Source organism: Pseudomonas sp. NPDC089534 (assembly GCF_044749305.1).
Taxonomy (GTDB): Bacteria; Pseudomonadota; Gammaproteobacteria; order Pseudomonadales; family Pseudomonadaceae; genus Aquipseudomonas; species Aquipseudomonas ekonensis.
The window spans coordinates 1-8,028 of sequence record NZ_JBIVHR010000153.1; the positions used below are offsets into that span (position 1 = coordinate 1).

Below are 8,028 nucleotides of genomic sequence, written 5' to 3' on the forward strand. Positions count from 1 at the left end.
ACACAGTTCGGCGGTGTTCGCAGAATTGGCAGACCACCGCAAAACCTGTGGGAGCTGGCTTGCCAGCGATGAGGCCGGCACTGCCGACACCCTCATCACCTGCCCCACCGCGTCCTTGCCGCGCACTGCCCCCACCGCCCCCAACCTTGGGGACTGTCGCCCTGCCCGCCGTACCCCGCCACCCTTTCCCACCCACCCTCAAAGGCCCGTGGCACGGGGCTTTGCGGCTGTGTGGCCGTGCATTGGTATGGAAGTTGTAGAGGCCCCTGCAACTGACCCACCCCACGGGGCAGGCATTTCGATAGAGGGATTAACTCATGCACCCTTTACTGTCCAAAACCGCGACCGTGCTGGTCGTGAGCGCATTGGCCCAGGGCATCGCCCAGGCCGCTCTGTTCGCTGTCGACCCCGGCCCCTACGCACCGGCCAACGGCAATTTCGCCGCCTGGTACCAGGACACCCACGGGCGCACCCTGGATCTGTGCCTGTCCAAAGCGCTCAGCTCCCGCGTGCCGAGCGTGCCCGGCACGCCGTCGTACATGTGCTCGCTGCTGCCGGCGCCGGGCATCTTCGACGACGCGCAGCCCCTGTCCTTCCCCACCAACTTCCCCGATGAAGCCTTCTGGTTCACCGCTGACGGGAGCATCGTCGATGCCGCACGGGGCATCGACCTGACCTACGTCTCGGCCATCGAGGCCGCCTTCGGCGGTGGCGATCCGGCGGAAGGCGACCAGATCAGCTTCGCCCGCATCCGCATCCGGGTCGACGTGCCCACCGCCGGCACCTACGTGATCACCCACCCCTACGGCGTGGACGTGTTCAACGTCGACACCCCCGGCAGGCGTGCGATCAACATGACCCGCGACATCGGCATCGGCTCGCCGAAGACTTACGACGGCGCACTCAAGGGCGACGTCGGCCCGTTCCTGCGCAGCGTCAACGGGCCCTACACCGAGACCAACCCGGTGACCGGCGCCGCCGAGCAGTTCATCGGCGACCCGAACCTGGAAGAGGCCGTCACCGGCAGCCCGTTCAACACCAACTTCATCCGCATCGAAGGGCCCGGCGGGATCGACCTGCGCACCACCACGTTCGCCATTTCCGGCAAGCTGTCCACGGTGGTCCGCCCGACGCCGCTGATCACCCAGCGCAGCACCTACTCGCGCACCCCCGGCGCCAGCGCCCCGGTGGCCCAGCAGGACGTGTTCGTCCAGGCCCCGCCCGCGCCCGCCACCGTCGCCGTCACCAGCAGCACCCCGGTGCTCAACCTCAAGGAGGCCGACAGCACCGGCAGCTGGTACGCGCAGTCAGCGGCCAACCCGACCTTGCCGACCACCCTGCAAGTGACCGCCGACAACCACCTGGCCATCGCCAGCAGCACCCCGACCACCCTGCCCATGGCCCTGACGGACCTGGTGGTGATCCAGCGCGCCGAATACAGCCTGAGCTCCGGGCAACTGACCCTCGTGGCCTCGACCAGCGACGAGACCTCGCCGCCGGTGCTCACCGCCAGCACCGCCAGCACCGCCGGCGGCGCCGCCATCGGTGCCCTGGGCGGCGACGGCGCGGTGAAATCCCTGACCACCGGGATCTCGCCGATTCCGCCGGCCAAGGTTCGGGTGACGTCGTCCAACGGCGGCAGCGACACCGAAGAAGTGGTCATCGTGCAATGAACGCTCACATGCCCAGATCCGCATCAGGAGGCATCATGAACAAGTGGCCACGCTTCGCGCTCAACGCGCTCGGGCTGACAATCTCGCTGTCGGGCAGTGCGTTCGCGCAACTCGCCGCCGTCGATCCCGGCCCCTACACCTTCGCCACCGGGAAATTCCCGATGTGGTACCAGGACAACAACCTGCTGTCGATGGAACTGTGCCAGTCCCGGGCCGCCAGTTCGCGGGTGCCGGCCAGCGTGCCGCCGGCCTACATGTGCACCCTGCTGCCGGAGCCGGGCATCTTCGACGACACCCAGCCCATGGTGTTCCCCGACAACTGGCCGCCGGAAGCCTTCTGGTTCCTGGCCGAGACCAACATCGCCAACAACGGCGCCGGCTACGGCATGGACGCCTACGTGGCCGGGATCGAGGCGGCGTTCGCCTCGGAGAACCCCGTCGACGGCGATCAGCAAAGCTTCGCGCGGATCCGCATCCGGGTGAACGTGCCCGTCGCCGGCACCTACACCATCACCCACCCCTACGGCGTGGAGACAGTCAACGTCACCGCACCGGGACGGCGGGCGATCAACATCACCAAAGACGTCGGCATCGGCGCGCCGGGCGACTTCAGCGGTGCGCTCAACGGCGCCATCGGTCCGTTCCTGCGCAGCGTCAACGGCCCGTACACCGAAGTGAACCCGGACACCGGCAGCATCGAGACCTTCGTCGGCGACCCGAACCTCACCGAAGCGGTGACCGGCAGCCCGTTCAACACCAACTTCGTGCGCATCACGGGACCTGCCGGAACCATCCAGACCAACCTGTTCACCGTGGCGGGCAAGGTGCTGGACAACCGTCAGCAGACCCACGTCGCCATCGACCGCGCCACCTACCGCCGCACCTCGGCGGGCACGCGCGCCGAGGTGTTCGCCAAGGCCGACGCCAGCTCGACCCTGTGCTTTCGCGAAAGCGTGGCGCTGGTGCCGGGCACCCCGCCGTCGCCGTGCCAGACCAACCTGCTGGGCGACAACAACGGGCTGTTCTTCGGCCAGCGCCTGGGCACCGGCACCCTGCCGTCGGTGGTCGTCGTGACCGCCACCAACCCGACCGGCACCACCCGGCCGACGGCGGTGTCGAGCAAGCTCACCGACGTGGTGAAGATCCAGACCGCGCGCTACAGCTGGGCCAACCACAGCCTGCTGATCGAGGCCACGTCCTCCGATGAGGTGGCCGTGCCGGACATGGTCGCCCAGGGTTACGGCCGCCTGTCCAAGACCGGCACCCTGCAGCGCATCACCGTGGCCGACCTGACCCAGCCGCCGGCCACCGTGACGGTGAAATCCGCCGCCGGCGGCAGCGACACCGAGCCGGTCGTGGTGGTCGGCAGCGCACCGGACACCGGAGAAAACCAGGCGCCGCTGTCGGTCGCCGACACCGGCAGCACCAGCTTCGGCGTGCCCATCACCCTCAGCCTGCTGACCAACGACAGCGACCCGGACGGCAACGTGCCGCTGACCATCACCGCACTGACCCAACCGGCCGCCGGCCAAGGCACCGTCACCCTGAACGGCACCACCTCGGTGGTGTACACGCCGCCGGCGGTGGTCAACGCGCCGCTGACCGCCACCTTCACCTACAAGGCCCAGGACAGCAAAGGCCTGGCCTCGGTGAACCCGGCCACCGTGACCGTCAGCGTGGCACCGAACCGGCCGCCGACCGCCGTCGCCGACAGCGTCGCCACCTTGGGCGTGGCGATCCCGATCAACGTGCTGGCCAACGACACCGATCCGGAAGGCAACGTGCCGCTGGGCGTCGCCAGCCTGACCCAGCCACCGGCCGGGCGCGGCACCGTCAGCACCGACGGCACCGTGATCACCTACACCCCGCCGGCCACCGTGACCACGGCCTTCACCACGACCTTCACCTACATCGCCCGGGACAGCTTCGGCGCCCAGTCGACAGCGGCGACGGTCACCGTGCAGGTGTCGCCACGGCCGGCCGCGGAGACCTTCACCATCACCACCTCGACGGTGCAGGCGCGCTCCGGAAACCGCTTCAACTGGGACTTCGCCGGCACCTCGTCGGTGACCACCGGCAACACCATCACCGTGCAGGTCACCACCCCGACCGGGCTGGTCACCCTCGGCACGACGACGGTGCCGGTCACCGGTCGCTGGCGGCTGACGCTCAACAACACGAACGTGGTGCCGTCGGCCAACCCGACCGCCACCATCCGCTCGTCCCAGGGCACCGTGCGCACGGTGTCGGTGACCACGCTGTAGGCCTTCGCCCCATCCGCCTCCGGGTGGATGGGGCAAGCCCCCGGATCGCCTGAACGACACAGGACAACGCCATGAACACGCCGACCGCCGCCCTGCTGTGCCTGCTCGCCCTGTGCGGCGGTGCGGGCGCGCGCGCCGACGACCTGATGGACAACGATGACCTGGCCCCTTCGGCCGACCTCGGCGAACTGCCCCCGCCCGTGGGCCAGCAAGCGCTGATCGACCAGAACGGCCAGGCCAACATTGCCCTGCTCTCGCAGAACGGTCAGTCGCTGCTGGGGCGGATCGTGCAGTCGGGCAGCAACCAGGAGGCGTACATCCTGCAACAGGGCAGCGACCTGATGGCGCAGATCACCCAGAACGGTTCCGGCAACGCCGCCTCGATCACCCAGGCCGGCAGCCACAACCGCGCGCAGATTTCGCAGAACGGCAACAACAACGACGCCAGCATCGAGCAGGCCGGCACGGGGCTGCAAAGCGCCGTGACCCAGTCGGGCAACGGCATGAGCGTCTCGGTCAAGCAATACCGCTAAAGCACTGCAATCATCGGAGAGTTCATCATGTTCAAATTGACGCCCCTCACCGCCGCCATCCTGGTCATGATCAGTGCCCAGGCCATGGCCGACGACAGCCTTTCCACCCAAAGCCAGGCCGGCACCGCCAACATCGCCGATGTGAAGCAGACCCAGGCGCCGTTCAGCACCGCCACCCAGACCCAGCTCGGCGAGGGCAACAACGCCGCCGCCGTGCAGGACCACGCCACCAGCACCATCACCCAGGACGCGGTCGGCGACTACAACGCCGGCTACGCCGAACAGCTCTACGAAGACAACGGCACCATCACCCAGCAACAGGTCGGCGCCTTCAACACCGCCCACGCCAGCCAGTCCCTGGGCTTCGGTTCGCCCAACACGGCGCTGCAGCAACAGCAAGGCAGCGGCAACTTCTCGTTCATCTACCAGGACTCGCAGAACGGCAGCGAAGGCAAGACCTTCCAGTACGGCGACAGCAACGAAGCCAACATCGAGCAACTGTATGAAGGCAGCGGCAACAGCTCGGTGATCACCCAGTACGGCACCGCCAACTACGGCACCGCCGAGCAGGTCACCCACAACGGCGGCACGATCGGCATCAACCAGGCCGGCGACTCCAACTACGCCTACGGCGACCAGCGCAACGGCACCGGCGGCACCATCACCATCAACCAGTTCGGCACCCTCAACGGCACCGAAATCTGGCAGGACTCGCAACTGGCGAGCCAGGCCACCGTCAACCAGTACGGCGACGGCAACGAAACCGTGGTGGACCAAAGCTACGGCGAAAACAACACCGCCGCCGTCACCCAGGTCGGCAACCTGAACGCCATCTACGCCGACCAGTTCGAGTCGGTCAACTCGACGCTGGCGCTGTACCAGGTGGGCAACGGCAACGTCCACTTCACCTACCAGAACGGCGACGGCCATGTGCTCAACGCCACCTCGGTGGGCAACGACAACAAGGTCTACGCCAGCAACTGGAAAGGCCCGCAGCACGGCGGCCAATTCGGCAGCAGCCAGCGCGCCACGGTCACCCAGGCCGGCAACGGCAACATCGCCAGCTTCACCCAGGACGGCGTCGGCCACACCATGACCACCCACCAGACCGGCACCGGCAACAAGACCACCGTCAGCCAGGCCGAGTCCTACAACGAGCTGTACTTCGACCAGAACGGCAGCGACAACATCCTCATCGCCGACCAACGCGGCAGCACCAACCTGATCCAGGGCTCGTCGAACGGCTCGGGCAACAGCGCCGAGTTCGACCAGTCCGGCTCCGGCAACCAGGCCTACACCGCGCAGCTCTACGGCAGCGACAACCAGATCAGCGTGAAACAGGCCGACACGATGAACGTGGCGTACGTGACCCAAGGCGGCACCGGCAACATCGCCACCGTGGACCAGAGCGGGATGACCCAGACGGCGAACATCCAGCAGTTCGGGTCGGCGAACCAGGCGACGGTGTTGCAGCAGTAAGGGTTGGGCGTAATAAAAGCCGCGATTGCGTTGTGCGATCGCGGCTCTCACAAAAGTGATCGTACCGACACCAGGTGAAGTGAAAGAGGCGCGTGCTTGCCATCCGAATCAACTCCCTGAGCGTGGCGCACGCAGTGGGCTATCCGTCGTCAGACTGTCGGCCCAGACGTGTACGACCTGATGATCGATAACACGTCCGGCGTCCACATCCGCCAGCGCTTCAAGCGTCAGGCGCTCCTCCATCAAATCAATTTTTTTGGCCAGTTCCAGTTGAACATGGGCGGCCATGGCATGAGTCTGTTCTGATTTGGCCATTCTGCTTTACCCGAAGTTTTCCAATCCCGATTTCTGAATTCAGCGGCAGATACAGGCTAGGGCCCGGCCTTCCGAGGGACAACCTGAAAACCTTGTGGGAAGGATCCGCGAATCCGCAACATCCTTTAAACAATCCAGAACTGAAATGCAGTCTGACAGTGGATGCCTCGGCCGAGGACTGGTCGGCTTTCAGGCCGTCATCGCCAGCAGGCTGGCTCCTACAGAAGAATGGTGGATTCGAGAAAAATGCGGATTTTTCCGACCGAATTTGCAGGTTGTCCCTCGGAAGTGCGCCGTCCAGGATCGGCAGGCATCCACCTGAACCTCACGGAGCGTTTCCCCCATGCAACTCATCCCGTCAGCGACGACAGCGTGCCCTTTACCGAATAGACTGCCGGGCATTGCGCCCGGAGGCCCCATGACCGACCCGAACCTCATCGACCCGCTGTGCCCAGTCGTTTCAGACCTTGAGCCCGAAGAGCAGGCGGCCAGTTATGACCGGTGGTTCAGGGCCAAGGTCCAAGCCTCCCTCGATGACCCTCGCCCGAGCATTGCCCACGATCAGGTGATGGCCGAAATGCAGGCCCTGATGGAAGCGAAGCGCAAAACCCACGATGCAGATTGAGTGGCAGCCTGAAGCACGGGCTGAACTCCTGCAGATTCTGAACACATCAGCGACCGGCACCACGCAGCGGCCATGAAGCTCTTCAAGGGCATTGAAGCCGCTACCTCCAAATTGACTGTGCATCCCTGTCTCTATCGATCAGGTCGGGTTGCCGGCACACGGGAAATCGTTGTGCACCCCAACTATCTGGTCATCTATCAAGTGGCGGATCACGTGCGAGTCTTGAGCGTCTTGCATGCGCGTCAGGAATATCCCTGACACCGCCACAGGGGATCTTGCTCACCTTGCTGTCAGGTCAACGCATTCAGGTCTTAGGCTCGACGTTATCCAGCGCCTGCCCCACCGCCACCTCACTCAACATCACCAGTTGCGCGATGCCCAGTGCGGTGCGGCGGTGGCCGTTGTCCAGGGTGGCGGCGAAGTTGTGGAGCATCTCCGAGGCCGAGCCCAGGTTCTCGCTGGCGTTGGCCAGCAGGGATTCGGTGTCGTAGACCGGGTTGGGGAGGTACATGGGATCCGCGTCGCTGGGGGCGGCCATGATCCGGGCGGCCGGGTTGAGGTAGTGGTCGAGAGCGCGTTCGGCGGCTTCGTGGAGTTTGCGCGAATCGATGGATTCGTAGGGGGATGCGGGGTCGGTTGTGGTGTTGACCGGAGGGTTGGGTGTGGGTTTGAACATGGCGTCTTACTCTGTTTGATGAGTCGGAGCTGGCCCATTCGGTTTCCGGACGAAGGGGTGGCAGCTGTACGCAGGTTGGAAACCCGGGAAACAGAGAAACCCGGACGACCCGAAGGCCCCCCACGCACAGCCGCCATAACAGAGTGCACACCCAAAAGGTGCGCAAGCATACGTCATGAAAGGCGACCGCTGCGTACTGTTTTACCCGGGGTTTCCAATCCCGATCGCTGAACTCAGCGACAGACACAGGCTAGGGCCCGGCCTTCCGAGGGACAACCTGAAAACCTTGTGGGAAGGATCCGTAAATCTGCAACATTCTTTAAACATTCCAGAACTGAAATGCAGTCTGACCATGGGTGCATCAGCCAAGGACTGGTCGGCATTCAGGCCGCCATCGCCAGCAGGCTAGCTCCCACAAGGGTCGGGTGCAGTCAGGTAGAGGTGGATCGGCTGTCAGGCCGTC

The 8,028-nt window shown here is 65.3% G+C and carries 7 protein-coding genes and 1 pseudogene; 6 read left to right on the forward strand and 2 right to left on the reverse strand.

Going from position 1 to position 8,028, the window contains the following annotated elements; translation table 11 throughout:
* Nucleotides 1-317 precede the first annotated feature (317 nt).
* The 4 genes from ACIP0B_RS27220 (at nucleotide 318) to ACIP0B_RS27235 (ending at nucleotide 5,949) form a co-directional block, all read left to right on the forward strand.
* The gene (locus ACIP0B_RS27220; RefSeq protein WP_400838038.1) at nucleotides 318-1,673 is read left to right on the forward strand and encodes a hypothetical protein; all 1,356 of its coding nucleotides are present in this window, start codon (nucleotides 318-320) and stop codon (nucleotides 1,671-1,673) included.
* Between the two features lie 35 nt (nucleotides 1,674-1,708).
* The gene (locus ACIP0B_RS27225; protein WP_400838041.1) at nucleotides 1,709-3,937 is read left to right on the forward strand and encodes an Ig-like domain-containing protein; all 2,229 of its coding nucleotides are present in this window, start codon (nucleotides 1,709-1,711) and stop codon (nucleotides 3,935-3,937) included.
* 71 nt (nucleotides 3,938-4,008) lie between these two features.
* Nucleotides 4,009-4,470 carry a curlin gene (locus tag ACIP0B_RS27230; RefSeq protein WP_085586878.1) on the forward strand — a complete coding sequence of 154 codons (462 nt, stop codon included), beginning with the start codon at nucleotides 4,009-4,011 and terminating at the stop codon, nucleotides 4,468-4,470.
* A 27-nt stretch (nucleotides 4,471-4,497) separates the two neighbouring features.
* The gene (locus ACIP0B_RS27235) at nucleotides 4,498-5,949 is read left to right on the forward strand and encodes a curlin (protein ID WP_400838045.1); all 1,452 of its coding nucleotides are present in this window, start codon (nucleotides 4,498-4,500) and stop codon (nucleotides 5,947-5,949) included.
* 108 nt (nucleotides 5,950-6,057) lie between these two features.
* Here ACIP0B_RS27235 and ACIP0B_RS27240 read toward each other — a convergent pair whose 3' ends face one another.
* Nucleotides 6,058-6,264, reverse strand: a complete 207-nt coding sequence (locus ACIP0B_RS27240; protein ID WP_400838048.1) for a CopG family transcriptional regulator — start codon at nucleotides 6,262-6,264, stop codon at nucleotides 6,058-6,060.
* Between the two features lie 418 nt (nucleotides 6,265-6,682).
* Between ACIP0B_RS27240 and ACIP0B_RS27245 the strand changes: the two genes are divergently transcribed.
* Both ACIP0B_RS27245 and ACIP0B_RS27250 read left to right on the forward strand, forming a co-directional pair.
* Nucleotides 6,683-6,889, forward strand: a complete 207-nt coding sequence (locus tag ACIP0B_RS27245; RefSeq protein ID WP_400838051.1) for an antitoxin — start codon at nucleotides 6,683-6,685, stop codon at nucleotides 6,887-6,889.
* Nucleotides 6,879-7,147 (forward strand): annotated as a pseudogene (locus ACIP0B_RS27250) (type II toxin-antitoxin system RelE/ParE family toxin). Before ACIP0B_RS27245 ends, ACIP0B_RS27250 begins: the two are co-directional and overlap by 11 nt.
* Nucleotides 7,148-7,193: 46 nt before the next feature.
* Here the strand turns inward: ACIP0B_RS27250 and ACIP0B_RS27255 are convergent.
* Nucleotides 7,194-7,565 (reverse strand): DUF6124 family protein, encoded by a 372-nt coding sequence (locus tag ACIP0B_RS27255; RefSeq protein ID WP_400838054.1) that lies wholly within the window; start codon nucleotides 7,563-7,565, stop codon nucleotides 7,194-7,196.
* Nucleotides 7,566-8,028 lie beyond the last annotated feature (463 nt).